The sequence below is a fragment of the Butyricicoccus faecihominis genome (assembly GCF_024462775.1).
GTDB classification, from domain to species: Bacteria; Bacillota; Clostridia; order Oscillospirales; family Butyricicoccaceae; genus Agathobaculum; species Agathobaculum faecihominis_A.
In genome coordinates this window covers 53,080-71,130 of record NZ_JANGCE010000003.1, presented here as the reverse complement: position 1 = coordinate 71,130, position 18,051 = coordinate 53,080, and the positions used below count along the sequence as shown (strand labels likewise).

The following is an 18,051-nucleotide window of genomic DNA, read 5'->3' as shown; positions in this document are numbered from 1 at the left end:
ACCCCTTTCGTTAAACAACCGATCGGATACGCCCGTTATGGCATAAGGACGCTGTCACAGTATTCCTGAAACAGCGTCCCCCGCCTGGAACGGTATGTTCCAAATCGTATTTTTATTTGCCCTTCTTCTGCGTCTGCGTATCGAACCAAACAGCGGCCACCAGAATCAGGCCCTTGACGATGAACTGCCAGTAAGCGTCTAGGTTCATCATCGACATGCCGTTGTCGATCGACATCATGATCACGGCGCCGAGAATCGCGCCCGCGACCTTGCCCGCGCCGCCGGTCATCGAGGTACCGCCGATAACGGCCGCCGCGATCGCGTCCAGCTCATAGTTGCCGTTTGCCGCCTGCGCCGTGCCGCCGTTCAGACGGGCGGTGTAGATCACGCCCGCGACCGCGCACAGGAAGCCGTTCAGGCAGTAGACCACGGTCAGGTTCTTTTTTACATTGATGCCGGCGTAGCGCGCCGCGGAGATATTGCCGCCGATCGCGTATACGCTGCGGCCAAAGGTGGTCTTCTGCGAAACGAAGGTGAAGATGACGACCACGATCGCCATGACGAGCACCGGGATCGGAATGCCCTTGAAGGAGTTTAAGATGTACACCGCGACCAGAACCAGCGCGCAGAAGATGAGCCAGCGGACGATCATTTCGCCCATGGTTTCCTGCAGGCTGTTGTACTTTTTCTTGGCGCGGCGCTTGTTCAGCTCAATACCCAGCATGGCCACGCAGGCGATGACCGCGATGACCCAGCCCCACAGCGGCAGCACATACGCGGTGCCCCAGAACTTGTAGGATTCTTGGAACGGCGCGACCGTCTGGCCGCCCGTGACGGCCAGCATGCCGCCGCGGAAGATCAGCTGCGCGCCCAAGGTGACGATAAAGGGGGCGATGCCGGTGTAGGCGATCAGGCCGCCTTCGATCAGGCCGATGACCGCGCCCAGCACCAGACCGATGGCGATCGTCGCGATCGTGGGCAGGCCGAACCATACTTGGCAGGCCGCCATGATACAGCCGACAAAGCCCATGACCATACCGGCCGACAGGTCGATACCGCCGGTGACGATGACGAGCGTCATGCCGACGCCCATAATGCCGGTAAACGCCGCCTGACGGATCAGGTTGGACAGGTTACGGGTGGTGATGAAGTTGCCGCCCGTTGCCGCGGTAAAGCCAACCCACAAAACGATCAGCACAATGACCATCGTCAGGGTGCGGATATCAAGCTTGCCGCTAAGCGATTTCTTTTTTGTATCTGTACTAGACATAGTTTAGCCCCTCCCTACTGCTGCGCGCATCAGTACTTCCTGTGTCGCTTCCGCGATCTCAAACTCGCCGGTGACCTCGCCGCCTGCGACCGTGATAATGCGGTCGCTCATGCCGAGGATCTCTTCCATTTCGGACGAGATCATGATGATCACAACGCCCTTTTCGACCAGCTCGTTCATGATTTTGTAGATTTCATATTTTGCGCCGACGTCGATACCGCGCGTCGGCTCGTCAAGGATCATGACCTTGGGCTCGCTCATCAGCGCCTTGGCCAAAACGACCTTTTGCTGGTTGCCGCCCGAAAGCGTGTTGACCGCCACCTCGATCGAAGGCGTCTTGGTGCGGATTTCTTCGACATACTTGGTGGTATACGCCACCTCGGCGTCCTCGTTGAGGATGCCGAATTTCGACACCTTATCGAGCGAAGCCAGCGTGGTGTTTTCCTTAATGCTCATGATCAGGTTCAGACCCAGCTTTTTGCGGTCCTCCGTGACCAGAAAATAGCCTGCGTTCAGCGCGTCGATCGGGTTTTTGATTTCGACCTTTTTGCCGTCGATATAGACCTCGCCCCTGCCCTTGGTGCGGAACGCGCCGTAAACGGCGGTGAACAGCTCGGTTCGTCCGGCGCCCATCAGGCCCGAAATGCCGAGGATCTCGCCCTTATACGCTTTGAGGCTGACGTTCTGGATCAAATCGCGGCCCGGGATCTCGGGATGCGGCACCGTGAAGTTCTTGATCTCAAAGCCGACCTCGCCCCGGGTATGCGGGACGCGCGGGAACAGGTTGGTCATTTCGCGGCCTACCATGAGGGAGATCATCGTATCCTTGTCCATGTCCTTGCGGGCGCGGGTCTCGATGGTCTGGCCGTCGCGCAGGACGGTGATATCGTCGCACAGGCGCATGATCTCGTCCAGACGGTGGGAGATATAGATACAGGTAACGCCCTGCCGGCGCAGCTTATCCACCATGTCGAGCAGGATGTCTACCTCCGCTTCGGTCAGCGAGGCGGTCGGCTCGTCGAGCAGCAAAAGCTTGACGTCGCGCGAAAGCGCCTTGGCGATCTCGACCAGCTGCTGCTTGCCCGTGCCGAGGTTGCGGACCAGCTCGTTCGGATTCGTATCCAGACCGACGCGCTTCAAAAGCTCGACCGTTTGATAATAAAGCTTATCAAAATCGATCACGCCCATCTTGCTCGGCTGGTTGTTGATAAAGATATTCTCGGACACGCTCATATCCGGCACCAGATTCAGTTCCTGATGGATACAGGCGATACCGGTCCGTTCCACGTCCTTGATGCTGCGGAATTTGCATTCCTGACCGTCGAACAGCACCTTGCCGTCGTACGTGCCGTTCGGGTAAACGCCGCTGATGATCTTGATCAGCGTGGATTTACCCGCGCCGTTCTCACCGACCAGCGCGTGCACATGGCCGCGCTGCACATCAAAGGTAACGTTGTCCAGCGCTTTCACGCCGGGGAATATCTTTGTAATATTTTGCAGCTGCAAAATATAATCTGGCATAGTAACACCCCCAAATTCACAAAATACGTCCTGTCTCCGCGAAGGGCGCGGAGTTCTTTTGGGAAAAAGAGCGGGGCACATGGTTGCGCGTCGCAGCCGTGCACCCCGCACTCTACTTTGTTTTAGTCGCCCTTACGTAGAGATTACGCCGGCCACTGATCCTTGGGGATGTTCGCGTAAACTTCCTCAAGCGTATGGAAACCGTCGCGCTTTACGATAATGTCGTAGATGTTGTCCTTGTTAACCGCTTCTACGTCTACCGTGAAGGAATCGACGTCCTTCTGGTTGTTGTTCAGCTTGGTCCAAGTGCCAAGGCTCGAATCGACGCCGCTCATCGGGTCCGCGCCGGTGGCGATGGCGACAGCCAGTTCGCAAGCAGCCTGATTCAGCGGAGCCAGCGGCTTATAAACGGTGCCTGTCTGGGTGCCTTCCACGATTCTCTGGCAAGCCGCGAGGTCGGCGTCCTGTCCGCAAATCGGAACCTTGCCCGCAAGGCCCTGCGCCGCAAGCGCCTGTACCGCGCCGCCGCAGGTGCCGTCGTTCGAGGCGATAACGCCCTGTACGTCGTTGTTGGCCATGGTCAGGCCGTTTTCCGCATGCTTGAGTGCTTCGTTCGGATCCCAGCCCTTGCACCACTGGTCCAGAACGATCTTAATGTCGCCGGAATCGATGTACGGCTTGAGAACGTCTTCCTGACCCTGTGCGACAAGGTGCGCGTTGTTGTCTTCCGGCGCGCCCTTCAGCCAGATGTAGTTGCCCTTCGGCGCTTCCTTGACGACGAATTCAGCCTCTACCTTACCGACCTTGTAGGAGTCGAAGGTGATGTAGTAATCCAGATCGGAGTTCATGATAAACCGGTCGTACGCGATGACCTTGATGCCCGCGTCGTGCGCGGCGTCAACGATCGGGCCCGCGGCTTCCGCGTCCAGCGATTGTACGATCAGCACGTCAACGCCCTGATTGATCAGGTTTTCGCACTGGGAAACCTGCTTGTTAGCGTCGTTGTTGGCGATTTGGGTGTTCAGGGTAAAGCCCTTGTCGCTCGCGTAATTCTCGAACATCTGGATTTCGCGGTTCCAGCGTTCCTCCGTGGTGTTGCCTACGGAAAGACCGACGACGATATCCTTGATATCCTTGGTCTCGCCGCCTGACGCCGAGCTGTCCGAGGGTTCGTCGCCGCCGCCCGCATCGCTACCGGTGGTGGTGCCTGCACACGCAGTTAGGGAAAGCGCCATAGCGCCCGCCATCAACATGGCCAGTAACCTCTTCTTCATTTTTCATCCTCCTTAAAATGTGTATCATAAACCGCCTCATTACGGTCTACACCTAGAAAAGGGCGCACTTGCCCGAGGGGATGCTCATCGCTTTTTAAAACCCAAAAATATTCATATTATTGCCTCATTTTGTATATTTCTGCGTTTCAGCGATTCATTTTGTGAGCTAATTATATCTCACTTTCCTTCGATTTCGCTATACTTTTCTTGCGGTGTTCGGTACCGTTTTGCTCACCCGCGCGGCATTTTTTAAACGTTTTATTACGATTCTTGCGATTTAACCAAACATGCTCAAAACGCATCAACTTTTATTAGTCATTTCGCACAAAAACGACTTTATTTTTTGTACGAATAACGAAATAGGGGTTAATTTTGCCTTAAAAAAGGCGTTTTTGCCTTGCATGGGCCTTTTTTGACCCAATCACATGATTTGCTAAAAATTTAACAATTCATCCCTTGTAGTGCGCGACACGACGGCGTACAATAAACGCAGAAGAGAAAAACCCAACAGGACCTACCGCTGAAAGGAGCAATACTATGACGCTGACCGACCCTACCCCATGCGAGGAAAAGGGCGCGCTGACCGATTCGCTTTTACAAAAGATGGACGCCTATTGGCGCGCCGCCAACTACCTTGCCGCGGGCCAGCTTTATCTGCTGGACAATCCGCTTTTGCGCGAGCCGTTAAAGCCCACGCATATCAAAAAGAAGATCGTGGGCCACTGGGGCACCGTGCCCGGGCAAAACTTTGTGTACGTGCACTTGAACCGCGAGATCAAGCGCTACGACCTTGATATGATCCTTTTGTCCGGCCCGGGCCACGGCGGCAACTTCTTCGTTGCCAACACCTATTTGGAGGGCACCTACAGCGAGGTTTACCCCAACATCAGCGAGGATACGGAGGGCATGCGCCGCCTGTTCAAGCAGTTCTCCTTCCCCGGCGGCATCGCGAGCCATGTCGCGCCCGAAACGCCCGGTTCGATCAACGAGGGCGGCGAGCTCGGCTACGGCGTGGCGCACGCCTTCGGCGCGGTGTTCGACAACCCGGATTTGATCGCGGCCGTGACCGTGGGCGACGGCGAGGCCGAGACCGGCCCGCTCGCGACCTCGTGGCACTCCAACAAGTTCTTAAACCCCATCACGGACGGCGCCGTGCTGCCCATTTTGCATTTAAACGGCTACAAGATCGCCAACCCCACGGTGTTTTCACGCATTTCGCATGACGAGGTGCGGAAATTCTTCGAGGGCTGCGGCTGGAAGCCGTACTTCGTCGAGGGCGACGACCCGATGATCATGCACCGGAAAATGGCCGAGACCATGGATCAGGTAATCGAGGAGATCCTCGCCATCCAGAAGCACGCCCGCGAAACCGGCGACGCTTCGCGCCCGGTCTGGCCGATGATCGTGCTGCGCACGCCCAAGGGCTGGACCGGCCCCAAGGAAGTGGACGGCAAAATGATCGAAAACAGCTTCCGCGCCCATCAGGTGCCGATCATGATGGATCGCCCCGAGCATTTGGAAATGCTGAACGCTTGGCTGCACAGCTACCGGCCGGAAGAGCTGTTCGACGAAGCGGGCCGTTTGATCCCCGCGCTGCGCGCCCTCGCTCCTACCGGGCTCAAGCGCATCGGCTCCAACCCGCACGCGAACGGCGGCCTGCTGCTGCGTCAGCTTCGCCTGCCCGATTTCCGCGATTATGAAATTTCGGTGCCCGCGCCCGGCGCGGTCGAAGGACAGGATATGCTCGAAATGGGCAAGTTCGTGCGGGATATCCTCAAACTGAACGAGGAGAGCCGCAACTTCCGCGTGTTCGGCCCGGATGAGACCGCTTCCAACCGGCTGACCGCCGCGTTCGAGGTATCAAACCGCGTGTGGAACGCGGAAACCCTGCCCTCGGACGAATTTCTCGCGCGGGACGGCCGCATCATGGATTCCATGCTGTCCGAGCATTTGTGCGAGGGCTGGCTGGAGGGGTATCTGCTGACCGGCCGCCACGGCTTTTTCGCCAGCTACGAGGCTTTCATCCGCATCATCGATTCGATGGCCGCCCAGCACGCCAAGTGGCTCAAGGTGTGCAGCGAACTGCCTTGGCGGCAGAAGATCGCTTCGCTGAACCTGATCCTCGCCTCCAACGTATGGCAGCAGGATCACAACGGCTTTACCCATCAGGACCCCGGCTTCCTCGATCATATCGCCAACAAAAAGGCCGATGTGGTGCGCCTATACCTGCCGCCGGACGGCAACTGCCTGCTTTCCTGCTTCGACCACTGCATCCGCAGCCGCAACTATGTCAACGTAATCGTTGCCTCCAAGCACCCGCGCCCGCAATGGCTGACCATGGAGCAGGCCGTCAAGCACTGCACGCAGGGCATCGGCATTTGGGAATGGGCCTCGAACGATCAGGGCGGCGAGCCCGACGTGGTCATGGCCTGCTGCGGCGAAACGCCGACGCTGGAAACGCTCGCGGCGGTCTCCATCCTGCGGGAAAGCCTGCCTGATATCAAGGTGCGCGTGGTCAACGTGGTAGACCTGATGAAATTGCAGCCCAAGGCCGAGCACCCGCACGGCCTGTCCGACGCGGAATACGACATGCTGTTCACGCGCGACAAGCCCATTATCTTTGCCTTCCACGGCTACGCGACGCTGGTGCACGAGCTGACCTACCGCCGCCACAACCGGCACCTGCACGTGCGCGGTTATAAAGAAGAGGGCACGATCACCACGCCCTTCGACATGCGCGTGCAGAACGATCTGGATCGCTTCCATCTGGTGCAGGACGCTCTGCTCCGCCTGCCGCAGCTTGGCAACCGGGGCGCGTATCTGTACCAACGGATGAGCGACAAGCTTGTGGAGCACAAGCAGTATATCCACGAGTACGGCCTTGACCTGCCCGAGGTCCGCGACTGGAAATGGCAGTAAGCCATAACCCAAAAACCAAAGGGATGGATTCAATGCCATTTCGTTCAGGGCAAACTAATGGTAAATACGTGGCAAACGTCCCATAGGCTCCCCCCGACGAGGGGGAGTTGGGCCGCGCGAAGCGCGGGTCTGAAGGGGGGCGTAAGAACCATTGGCATTGATGTGCGCAGTAACCTTCCAATGCGCTATTCGTTACGCCCCCCTTTCGTCACGCGCCTGCGGCGCGCGCCACCTTCCCCTCGTGGGGGGAAGGCCAGAAAACGGTCTTTGACCCCCCGCGCATTGCTTAAGTTTACGCATATGCCCTCGTTGGGGGGAGGCCAATGGGTGGTGCTACGTCGTTTAGGAGCCAGCTATGCTTCACCAAATGACATTGGCTACGGATTCCTAATATTGGTCCGATCCAGAATAATGATGACATCAGATTTTACCGAGGCGTGGTCAGAGCTTGTCATTTACATGGAATACGGCGAGCGCCTGAAAACGCAAAAAGACCGGCTTTCGCCGGTCTTTTTGTCTGTCTTGAGCCTGTTGCGAAACAAGCTCTTTTGTTTATGTTCCGGTTATACGTCCGCTTTCCACAGGCCGTGCAGGTTGCAGTAGGCATACGCCGCAACCGGCTTTTCTCCGGCAAGCGCAAACGTTGCTTCGGGCGCTTCGCCGGGCGCAAGGCACTTGCGCTGGCCGCCGCGCTCGGTCTGTAAATAGATCCACTCAATGAAGTGCTCCTCCGCCATCGGATGCGCCACGGAACCAACGGATACCGTTACCGTATCGCCTTCCACACGGATGACCGGCACATGCTTTTCAGCGGCGGCGTCCACCGAGCCCGGAACAAGCTCGGTCATTTTCTCGCCACAGCAGACGATCGGTACGCCCGCGTCATGGATCATCCCTACCAGATTGCCGCAGTGGCTGCATTTATAAAACTTAACTTCGCACATGGTTTTTTCCTCCCAAATATGTTTCGTTCATGGTATTTCCTTTATGCCTAAAGTATACCATCGTTTTACTGCTTTGTCTAGTGATTTTCTTTATTTATTGATAATAAATATTAATAATATTTTCTCCTCTTTCTTGTCTACTATGCTGATTCGGTGTTGGCGCGCCCCGGAAATACGGCGATTCGCTTTTACGCCGCCGCGGGACGTGCTATAATAACCGTAAAGCGGCTATTATAGCTGCATGAAATTCATTTTTTAAATGAAGGAGGGCTGCGCCATGCGGGAGCTTGCGGGAGAAAACGATCTGCTGCTTACCTGCCGCGAGCAAGCGGACGGGCTTTGCCTGCTGCGCTGTGAAACGCGCGACGAGCATGTAACGCTGCCGGACGCGCTGTTCGGCAAGCCGGTCGTCGCGCTTGGCGACTACGCGCTGGCCGAGCGCGCGCCCGCGATCCCGGCGGACGCGTTTTCCGTTCGCGTTACCTGCGGCGGGCCCGCGCCGGTGCACAACGCCGCCGCCATCCATAGCATTACGCTGCCGCAAGGCCTGCGCCGCATCGGCGCGTATGCGTTTTTTAATTGCCGGAGCCTTGCCGAGCTTTCGCTCACCGACGCGGCGGATACGCTGGGCGGCGGCGCGCTGATGAACTGCGCGGCGCTGCGGCTGATCCGCCTACGTTTTCTTTCCGGCGAAACCAGCCTGCTGCAAAAGCTGCTCAGCGAACACGCGGGCGAAATCACCGCCGCTTTGGATTTTGCAAACGGCGGCAAAGCGCGTCTGATCTTCCCCGAGTATGTGGAGGATTTGGAGGAACTGTCCGCGCCCCACGTGTTCCGCTACCGCATCGGCGGCGCGGGCCATGCCTACCGGCAGTGCTTCACGCGCGGCGCGATCCAGTTTCACCAGTACGACGCGGCGCTGGAACGGCTTTTGCGCATGCACGCGTTCGACGCGGCCGCGCGGGTCGCGCTCACCCGCCTGCGCTTTCCCTACGCGCTGGGCGAAGGGGCGCGCGAACGCTATTTCGCCTGCCTTGCCGCGCACGGCGGCGCGCTCGCGCTTGCCTATGCCGAAAACGGAGACACGGAACCGCTCGCCTTTTTGCTGCAATGCGGCGCGCTGGGGCCTAACGCGGTTTCCGCCGCGTGCGACCGCGCGCGGCAGCGCGGGCAGACCGAGGCGCTCGGCCTGCTGCTCGATGCGCTTGGCAGGCTGGGCGCGCCGGAGCAAACCAAATCATTCGAGCTGTAAGGAGGTGCGGCAGGCATGGCGCAACAAACGAATTGGCATGCGGTCGGCCGCGAGATATTATCCACGGCGCGTGCCGAGCTGTACCTGAACATGCCATTTCTGGACGCGGCGCTCGGCGCGCTGCGCCACGGCGAGGAATACAATACCGCCACGCTGGCGACCGACGGCGCGCGCCTGTTTTGGAACGGCGCGCATTTGGCTGGGCGATATGAGCGCGCCCGCTCGCTCGTCTGCCGCGCCTACCTGCACCTAACGCTGCACTGCCTGCTGCGCCATCCCGGAAAAAGCCGGGGGCGCGACGAGGCGCTTTGGGACCTGTGCTGCGATATCGCGGTGGAAAGCATCATCGACGGGCTGGGTTACCGCTGCCTAACCCCGCTGACGCACAGCGTGCGGCGGCGCAACCTATATGAAAGCCTGCAAAGCGATATGCCGGTGCTGACCGCGGAAGCGATTTACCGCCGCTTTCGCCGCGCCCCGTTATCCGAATACGACCGCGCCACCCTTGCCCGCGAATTTTATGAGGACGACCACACGCTTTGGTACGCCGAAAACGAGGACGAGGAGCAGCGCCGGCAGGACGAGCGCTGGCAGCAGATCACCGCGCGCACGCAAACCGGCATGGAAACCGTGTTCAGCGCATCCGGCGCGGGCGGCGAAGCCGTGCTTGACCAGCTGCGGGTAGAGACCCGCGAAAAGACCGATTACCGCGCGTTCCTGCACCGCTTCGCCGTGCTGGGCGAGGAGGTTTCGATCGACCCGGACGCGTTCGATTACGGCTATTATGCCTACGGCCTGCGTCACTACGGCAACATGCCGCTGATCGAGCCGCTGGAAACGCGCGAAGCGCACCGGATCGAGGATTTTGTCGTTGCGATCGATACCTCGATGTCCACCTCCGGCGAGTTGGTGCGCGCGTTTCTATCCTACACCTACGCCATGCTGCGCGACAGCGAAAGCTTTTTCCGCCGCGTCAATCTGCGCATTTTGCAGTGCGACGACCGGGTGCGCGCGGACAAGCGCGTCACGAGCGCGGACGAACTGGCGGACTATATGGCAAATTTTGAACTGGCCGGCGGCAGCGCCACCGATTTCCGCCCCGTGTTCGACCACGTGGCGAAGCTACAGGCCGAAGGCGCGTTCCGCCACCTGCGCGGCCTTTTGTACTTTACCGACGGGCTGGGTGTTTACCCCGCTAAACGCCCGCCGTACGACGCGGCCTTCGTCATGCTGCGGGACCGCTGCTACCCCGAGCATTTGCCGCCGTGGGCCATCCGCGTGACGCTATCGGAAGATGAAATATTACCCGCAGAGGAAGAAACCATATGAATATCAAACGAGCCAAGGAAGAGATTAAAAACGCCATCCGCGCCTATCTGTCGCGCGATTCGTTCGGGCAGTACCGCATCCCTCCGGTGCGCCAGCGCCCCATTTTGCTGATGGGGCCGCCCGGCGTGGGCAAAACGCAGATCATGGAGCAGATCGCGGAGGAGACCGGCATCGGCCTTGTGTGCTACACGATCACGCACCACACGCGCCAGTCCGCGCTCGGCCTGCCCTATATCGAGCACCGCGCGTACGGCGGGCGGGAATACGCCGTGACCGAATACACGATGAGCGAGATCATCGCGTCGGTCTACCGCTCGATCGAGCGGTCGGGCGTCCGCGAGGGCATTTTGTTTCTGGATGAGATCAACTGTATTTCGGAAACGCTCACGCCCATGATGCTGCAATTTTTACAGTGCAAGACCTTCGGCAACCAGCGGCTGCCCGAGGGCTGGGTCGTCGTCGCGGCGGGTAACCCGCCGGAATACAATAAATCCGTGCGCGAGTTCGACGTGGTCACGCTCGACCGCGTCAAGCGCATCGATGTAAACGAGGATTTCGGGGTTTGGAAGGAATACGCCTACCGGCGCGGGCTGCACGGGGCGGTCATCTCCTATTTGGAAATTCGGAAGGAGCATTTTTACCGCATCGAAACCACGGCGGACGGCTTGCAATTTGCCACCGCGCGCGGCTGGGAGGACCTTTCCGAGCTGCTTTACGCCTATGAATCGCTCGGCCTGCCGGTCGACCGCGAGGTGATCGGGCAGTATATCCAGCTGCCGCGCATCGCGGGCGATTTTGCCAACTACCTTGCGCTGTACGAAAAGTACCGCCGCGTGTACAAGGTGGAGGATATCCTAGCGGGCGCCTACGAGCCGTTGCGCGGCGCCGAGCTTGCCGCCGCCCCGTTCGACGAGCGGCTGGGCGTTTTGGGTCTGCTGCTCGCCCGCCTGTCCGAAACCGCGCGCGAAGCCTACCGGCAGGACGCGCTGACCGACGCGCTGCACAAAACGCTGCAGCGCATCCGCGACGCGGAACAGGCCGCGCCCGCCGCGCTTCAACTGAACCTTGCCGAAAAGCAGGCGCACATCGAGCGCCGCCGCGAATCCGGCTCCGCCGACCGGGACGCACAGCGCACGCTGCTGGCCGAAGCCGCGTGGCTGGAAAACGCGCAAAAGACCTTGCTCACCGAAGGCGTGCCCACGGACGCGGCCTTTGACCGCCTGCGCGCGCTGTTTGCCGCGGAACCGGAAAAGCGTTTGCAGCTTGCCCACGAGGCGGGCCGCCAGATCGAAGCCGCGTTTGCCTTTCTGGACGACGCCCTGCCCGACAGTCAGGAGCTCATCCTTTTCGCGACCGAGCTGACCGCGAACTTCTTCACCTCTTGGTTGATTCAAACCTTTGGCTGCGAAGCCTACTACCGGCATAACGACCGCCTGCTGTTCGACGATACCCGCCAAAAGATCATGGAGAACATCGCCGCCGCGCGGCAAAGCGAAATATAAGACTAGGGCCGCGTTGCACAATCGGTTGCAACGCGGCCCTATTTTCGGAAGTTCGCTGACGCGAACAATTAAACGCGCGGCGGCGTGAGTCACGCCGCCCTACGGCATCTGCTGCACTATTTTGTAGGGCGTGGTGACCTCACCACGCCGACCCCATCGGGCGTTCCGAACCACTCCAACTCTACTATTCCGAGCTTGCAGACCCGTACATAATAGCATCCTCTGAAAGAAAAACCTCTGCCATGAGCAACGTGCCTAGGCGGTATCCAGTAATGAACCGGCTGATACCGAACAAGGTCTCCTCTTCACTGCTAGCATTACAAAATGCGTCGAACCGTGCTTTCCCTTCATGATCCAAAAGTTTTAGTACAAGATCTTTCGTCAGAACCACTTCATGAAGCGCCTTCGCATAGCGAGAGCCCTTATCAAAAGAGGCGGCTCTTGCATCAAGGTTTCCCTCCGCCAATAATTCCAGCATATTCGTTCTCAAATCATTTCACTCCTTCTTGCTAATCATAACAAAAAACAGAAGTAGTGCTAGGGGTATTTTGACCTATCCCGAATCAATCTATCATAGCGTAATCCTCCGCGCGTTCGCCTGCTAAACGAAGCGCCGGGATATGCGGGCGCGCCAAACCCAGCCGGTGTTCCTTTCCCCTTTGCCCCCGCGGCGGGCGCCGCATTCGTCCTCGCGGCTACCGCCGCGCTTTTATTGCGAGCATCGCGAGCCACCAGCAGCGCAAAGCGCCGTATTGGTAGGGCGTGGTGACCTCACCACGCCGGCCACAGCGGGCGATTGCAACTGCGGCGTTTAAGGGCGGCCGCGCTCGTCCGATTTCTGAAACGCCAGCCGCTCGCCCACCCCGCGCAGGTACACCGTGCCGCAAGGCGTGAAGCCCTGTCTGGCGAGCATCGCGCGCATGGGCCGGTTATCCTGGTGCGTGTCGATACGAATATTGCCGCACCGCTCCATACACCACGCTAGGCAGGCCGCGCCCGCGCCGCGTACACGGCCCGAGGAAGCCAGCCGGTGCACCACGCCGTACGGCGCGTCATTCAGCCACGCGCCGTCTATCTCCGCGTAATCCGGGTCGGGCGCGCAGGTAAAGCTAAAGGCCGCCTCGATCCGGCCGTTTTCCAATAACACATGCCCGCGCCCCTCCGCTATATCGCGGAACAGCTGCATGGTGGATGGGCGCGCGCTGCCCCACTGGCCGGGGTTTCCGTTTTCACGCATGAACCGCCGCGCGGCGGCGTACAGCGGTTGCAGGGCGGCGAGATCTGAAAACGTCGCTTTGCGTACCCGCATCAGCCCTGCTCCTTCAGCCATTCGGCGGCCAGCGCAAGCCAGCGGCCCACATGCCGGTCGGGCAGGCGGCCCTTTTGCGGATCAGCGGTTTCCAGATCGGCCAGCGCAAGCCCGTGCGTTCCGTGCGGGAACAAATGCACTTCGTGCGAAATGCCCGCGGCGCGCAGCGCCGCTTCAAGCAGCAGCGTATTTTCCACCGGCACCGTGGCGTCGTCCAGCGTATGCCAGAGAAAGGCGCGCGGCATGGCGGGCGTGACCAGTGTCTCCACGGAAAAATCCGCCTGCCGTTCACGCGGGGCCAGACGGTCAAAGCAGCCCCGGTGCCCGGCGTCGCCCGCCGTAACGACCGGATAACCCAGCACCAGCGCGTTCGGCTTGTGTAGAGTAAGGTCGGTATCCGCCGGGTAGCGGTCCGCCCGTTCCCATACCGCGCCGTGCAGCGCCGCCAGATGCGCGCCCGCGGAAAAGCCGCCCACCGCGATGCGCGCTTCGTTTACCCCAAACCGGCCCGCGTTTCGCCGCACCAGCGCCACCGCGCCGGATAACGCGGCAAGGGGCCGCAGGCCAAGCGGCGGCTTTTCACAGTCGTATTCCAGCACAAACGATTCGATCCCTAATCGGGCGAACGCGCGGGCGACCGGCGCGCCCTCGCGGATCGAGCAGTGCTCGTACCCGCCGCCGGGGCACAGGATGAGCGCGGGCTTTACCGCCGCGCCCGCCGCCGGATACCGCGTCAGCCTGCCGCCAAACGGCATTGCAAAGTGTTCCATGGCTTGGTTGCCCTCCTTAAAATAGCAAAAGTCTGCCGGAACGCGCAGCCCCGGCAGGCCCATTATAAATTGTAGCGGTTGCGGATGTCGATGCGGGTGAGCAGCTTATCCCCCGGCGGTTCCGCGCCGACCAGCAGCCGGTCGAACAGCAATTCGATCGGGCGGGAGCCCTGCGTTTCCGCATCCTGATCGATCAGAAAATCGATCAGCCCCGCGCGTACATTGTCCACATTTTGTTGAAACAAATCATGGCAGATCAGATGTACCCGCCCCCGCAGCCCCAGTTCTCTGAGCGCGTCGCACGCGCCAAGCTGGCCGTTTACCGAAATGTACACACCCCGCAGATCGGGATGCTGCCGCACCGCGCGGCAGACGATATCGTGCGAAAGCTGCTGGTCGTCCCCGCAGGTTTCAAGCGGCAGAATGGACAGGCCCGGAAATTCGCTTGCCGCTTCCTCGCAGAAGCCTTCGACCCGCTGCCGGTGCGAACGGTTCTGCATCACGCCGGAAACGACAAGCACCTTGCCCTGCCCGCCGAGCAGCAGCGCCATCAGGCCCGCGCAGGTGCGGCCGCTCGCGTAATTGTCCAAACCGACGTAGCACAGCCGCCCCGAATCCGGCAGATCGGTATTAAAGGTGATGATCGGCATATGCGGCGCCAGCTCGCGCACCCGCTGACGGATGCGGCCATCCTCCGCCGGGGAAAGCGCCAAGCCGCCCACGCCCGCGCGCACCAGTTCGTCGATCGCGGCAAGCTGACGCTCGACGTCGACCGTGCCGGTGGAACGCACCAGCACCTCCACCCCTTCGGCCGCAAGGCGGTCGCGCGTGCGCTCGGCCGCTTGCAGCACGGTGCCCATGAACGCGGTTTCGACCGATTGCACGATCACGCCGATCCGAATCGGGTTTTTCGCCAGCGCGAGCAGCTTGCCCACGCGGTTGGGTTGGTAGCCCAGTTCCTTGGCGAGCAAGCGGATGCGGGCGGCGACCTTGGGATCGACCCGGCCGCGGTTGTTGAGCGCACGGTCCACCGTGCCGCGTGAAACGCCCGCGATCTCCGCGATTTTCGCTATGGTCACCGCCATGCCCGCACCCCCTTATTTTTCAGCATTCTGTTTCCCATGATATCACGTCCGGGAGGCCGGTGCAAGGGGCGCTTTTTTTATTTTTCATCGGACAGGACAACGCCGCTGTCCTGCTTTTTGGCCTGATACATCGCGTTATCCGCCGCCTTGAACAGCGCGTCATAATTGCTCCCGTTTTTCGGGCAGCACGCCACGCCGATGCTGGCCGTGATCTCCAGCCCCTGCGCCGCGGAAATCCGTTCCAATTGCTTTTCGATCTGCTCCGCCTTACGCGCGGCGACCGTTTCGTCGTCCGCATCCGCCATAAGCGCCAAAAACTCGTCGCCGCCGATGCGGCCCACGGGGTCGCAGGCGCGGAATACCGCTCTCAGCGCTTCGCTCATGGCGCGCAGCGCGCGGTCGCCCGCGTCGTGCCCATAGGTGTCGTTGATCTTTTTGAAGCGGTTCAGATCAATCATGAACAACAGGCCCCGTCCATCCTGCTGCAACAGCGCGCGGATGGCCTGCTCCGTCGATACTTTGTTGAGCAAGCCGGTCAGCTGATCGCGTTCGGCGCGCTCGATCAGCAGCAATTCCTTGCTCTTGCGGGCGGTGATATCGGTCATCTTGCCGATGAGGATCTCCGGGCTGCCCGGCTTGCCGCCCAGCGCCTGCGCCTTGCATTCGTACCAGCGCACGCTTGAAGAATCGGCAAAGCATAGCTCGATCGAGCGCGGCGCGTCGCTCTTCGCCGCCTCGTCGAGCATGGCGAGAAACCGCGCGCGGTCCTTTTCCCCCAGCAGATCAAAGCGGTGCGCGCGCAGGTTGCGTATGCGGTCGCCCACAGAGGAAAACAGCCCGTGTCCGTTGTCCGTCATTTCCAAAATGTCTTCTTTATAATTGTATTCAAACAAGACCGTATCGGTAAAATTGGCGATAGCGGCATAGCGCGCATGCTCGATCTTTTGCTTGCGCTGCTGGCGCAGCACACCGGCAAGTAACAACAGACCGACGAGGAAGGTGAGCAGCATCAGCGAGCCGCTGATCCAGATCATGCGATGCATGATCTCGCGCGAAGCCTCGTCCAGCACGGTGGTCGTTTCAATTTTGACCAAATGCCAGTTGTTATACTTCAGCCCGACCGACGAAACAAAGTGCGTTTCCCCATCGCCCTCGCCGATCAGGATGGTCGTCGCGTCCGCGCTTCCCAGCGCGGCGCGCAGGCGTTTCGATACCGCGTCCTTCATGCCGCGTTCTGACAAGCCGGATACCAGATCGGCCCCCACCCAGTCCTGACGGTTGGGCGTATACAGCACCGTGCCGGAGGAATCGGTCACGCACTGGAAGCTGATAGCGTACAGCGTGGACGACTGCGTTTCCTTTAAAAGCAGTTCCGCGTCGAGCAGACTGCGCAGCACGCCGATGGTTTTTCCATCCTGCAGCACCGGCTCGGCAATGCTGAAATAGGTGCCATTCAGCCTTTTGGAGCGCCGCAGCTCGGATACGACGGACTGACCGGCGGCCAGCTTTTGATATATTTCATAGTCGCTCGGCTGAATGCCCTGCTCTTCCAGCCCCGCGGCCAGCGTTTCCAGCGGTATGTACTGCACCTGATAGCCGCTGTGTATCTCGCCCATTTCCTTTAAGTAGTCGATCAGACCGGGACTGTCCGGGTCTACGCCGGTCTGCTCGATCAGCGCAGCCGTGGCTTTCAGGTTATTTTGCAGGTCGGTCAGCTTGGCTTCCGCCGCGTCCCGCTGCCCGCCGATAAACGAATCGAGCAGCTGCTCTTCCAGCGTGTAAAAGTTTTGATCCAACCCGCGCCGGTAACGGATAAACAGCAGGTTGATCAGCACGAGGATGACCGCGAGGCAGACGGCGAATAGGATTAGGGCGCGTTTATCAATCTTTTCCGTCTTGCCCATGCCGCTCCCACCCTTCTATGCTGCTTCTATTATACGTCCCTGCCGCCGGAGGTTCAACCAATCCTTGCCGCCAAGGAATATTTCGGCGTGTTTTTCACACAAAAGGCGCCGTTTACCCGCCGAGCGCCACGGATATCTCATTGCGCGCGGCAAGCAGCGGGCGGCGCAGCTCGTCGATCCGGTCGTCGCTCATCCGGGCCAGAGGGGCGGAAATAGAAAGCGCGTAGGACGCGCGTCCCCGGTAATCCGGTATGGCCGCCGCGATGCAGCACACGCCCAGCTCGGTCTCCTCGTTATCGACCGCGTACCCCTGCCGCCGCACGCGCATCAGCTCGCGCAAAAATTCCGGTTCGGATACGATCGTGTGCGCGGTGCAGGCGCGCACCTCGCTGCCCTGCCACAGCGCGAAGGCTTCGTCCTCCGGCCATGTGGCCAAAATCGCTTTGCCGACCGCCGTGCAGTAAAGCGGCCTGCGCATGCCGATGCGGCTGAACATGCGAATGCCGCCGCTCAGGCTCTCCACCTTATGGATATACACGATATCGCAATCATCCTGCATGACCAGATGGATGGTCTCGTCCGTTTCCCGCCCCAAACGCTCCATCGGCGCGCGGGCGCGGTCGATCACATCCATATTATCCGTAATACAGCCCGCAAGCTCGCACAGGCGCATGCCCGCGCGGTAAATACTGGTTTCTTCATCGCGCAGCACATAGCCGCGCGCGCACATGCTGGCAAGCAGACGGTGCACGGTGGATTTATGCAAGCCGGTCCGCTGCGAAAGCGCGGCGATCGTCATGCCGTTCCGGCTGCCGCACAGCGCTTCCAGCAGATCGAACGCCCGGTCGAGTGATTGTACGTTGGAATGTTCAGCCATAATTTCGCTCCTGTAACGGTTTTATATTGTGAAACCAAGTTTCATTTTAAAGTATTATGCCCCAAAAAACAAGCGGAACATTGTATAAAATCTCT

General features: G+C 59.9%; 14 protein-coding genes. 4 read left to right on the top strand and 10 right to left on the bottom strand.

The features are described from left to right. Positions 1-112: 112 nt before the first annotated feature. The 3 genes from NE562_RS03080 to NE562_RS03070 form a co-directional block, all read right to left on the bottom strand. Positions 113-1,270, bottom strand: a complete 1,158-nt coding sequence (locus tag NE562_RS03080; protein WP_280960926.1) for a sugar ABC transporter permease — start codon at positions 1,268-1,270, stop codon at positions 113-115. 3 nt (positions 1,271-1,273) lie between these two features. Next, positions 1,274-2,791, bottom strand: a complete 1,518-nt coding sequence (locus tag NE562_RS03075) for a sugar ABC transporter ATP-binding protein (RefSeq protein WP_280960925.1) — start codon at positions 2,789-2,791, stop codon at positions 1,274-1,276. A 143-nt stretch (positions 2,792-2,934) separates the two neighbouring features. Continuing rightward, on the bottom strand, positions 2,935-4,065 hold the full coding sequence (locus NE562_RS03070; protein WP_280960924.1) for a sugar ABC transporter substrate-binding protein: 1,131 nt from the start codon (positions 4,063-4,065) through the stop codon (positions 2,935-2,937). Positions 4,066-4,602: 537 nt separating this feature from the next. On the opposite strand from NE562_RS03070, the gene NE562_RS03065 reads away from it, so the two are divergent. Continuing rightward, positions 4,603-6,984 carry a phosphoketolase gene (locus tag NE562_RS03065; protein ID WP_280960923.1) on the top strand — a complete coding sequence of 794 codons (2,382 nt, stop codon included), beginning with the start codon at positions 4,603-4,605 and terminating at the stop codon, positions 6,982-6,984. Positions 6,985-7,547: 563 nt separating this feature from the next. Here the strand turns inward: NE562_RS03065 and NE562_RS03060 are convergent. Then, complete coding sequence (locus NE562_RS03060) at positions 7,548-7,928, bottom strand: desulfoferrodoxin family protein (RefSeq protein WP_280960922.1); 381 nt, start codon at positions 7,926-7,928, stop codon at positions 7,548-7,550. 277 nt (positions 7,929-8,205) lie between these two features. Between NE562_RS03060 and NE562_RS03055 the strand changes: the two genes are divergently transcribed. Genes NE562_RS03055 through NE562_RS03045 form a run of 3 tightly spaced genes read left to right on the top strand, consistent with a single transcriptional unit; the run spans position 8,206 to position 12,011 of the window. After that, entirely contained in the window at positions 8,206-9,180 is a 975-nt protein-coding gene (locus NE562_RS03055; RefSeq protein WP_280960921.1) for a leucine-rich repeat domain-containing protein, read from the top strand. A 15-nt stretch (positions 9,181-9,195) separates the two neighbouring features. Continuing rightward, on the top strand, positions 9,196-10,509 hold the full coding sequence (locus NE562_RS03050) for a DUF2201 family putative metallopeptidase (RefSeq protein ID WP_280960920.1): 1,314 nt from the start codon (positions 9,196-9,198) through the stop codon (positions 10,507-10,509). After that, positions 10,506-12,011, top strand: coding sequence for an ATP-binding protein (locus NE562_RS03045; protein WP_280960919.1), 1,506 nt, complete (start codon positions 10,506-10,508; stop codon positions 12,009-12,011). Before NE562_RS03050 ends, NE562_RS03045 begins: the two co-directional genes overlap by 4 nt. Positions 12,012-12,195: 184 nt before the next feature. Here the strand turns inward: NE562_RS03045 and NE562_RS03040 are convergent, their stop codons facing one another. From NE562_RS03040 to NE562_RS03015, 6 genes are all read right to left on the bottom strand, one after another. Beyond that, entirely contained in the window at positions 12,196-12,489 is a 294-nt protein-coding gene (locus tag NE562_RS03040) for a DUF6809 family protein (RefSeq protein ID WP_280960918.1), read from the bottom strand. 333 nt (positions 12,490-12,822) lie between these two features. Further along, positions 12,823-13,320, bottom strand: a complete 498-nt coding sequence (locus NE562_RS03035; protein WP_280960917.1) for a GNAT family N-acetyltransferase — start codon at positions 13,318-13,320, stop codon at positions 12,823-12,825. Further along, entirely contained in the window at positions 13,320-14,090 is a 771-nt protein-coding gene (locus NE562_RS03030; RefSeq protein ID WP_280960916.1) for an alpha/beta hydrolase, read from the bottom strand. Before NE562_RS03030 ends, NE562_RS03035 begins: the two co-directional genes overlap by 1 nt. 62 nt (positions 14,091-14,152) lie before the next feature. Then, a complete protein-coding gene (locus NE562_RS03025; RefSeq protein WP_280960915.1) occupies positions 14,153-15,175 on the bottom strand; it encodes a LacI family DNA-binding transcriptional regulator in 1,023 nt (340 codons plus the stop codon). 77 nt (positions 15,176-15,252) lie between these two features. Continuing rightward, complete coding sequence (locus tag NE562_RS03020; protein ID WP_280960914.1) at positions 15,253-17,079, bottom strand: diguanylate cyclase; 1,827 nt, start codon at positions 17,077-17,079, stop codon at positions 15,253-15,255. Between the two features lie 112 nt (positions 17,080-17,191). Further along, positions 17,192-17,956, bottom strand: coding sequence for an IclR family transcriptional regulator (locus tag NE562_RS03015; RefSeq protein WP_280960913.1), 765 nt, complete (start codon positions 17,954-17,956; stop codon positions 17,192-17,194). Between the last annotated feature and the right edge of the window lie 95 nt (positions 17,957-18,051).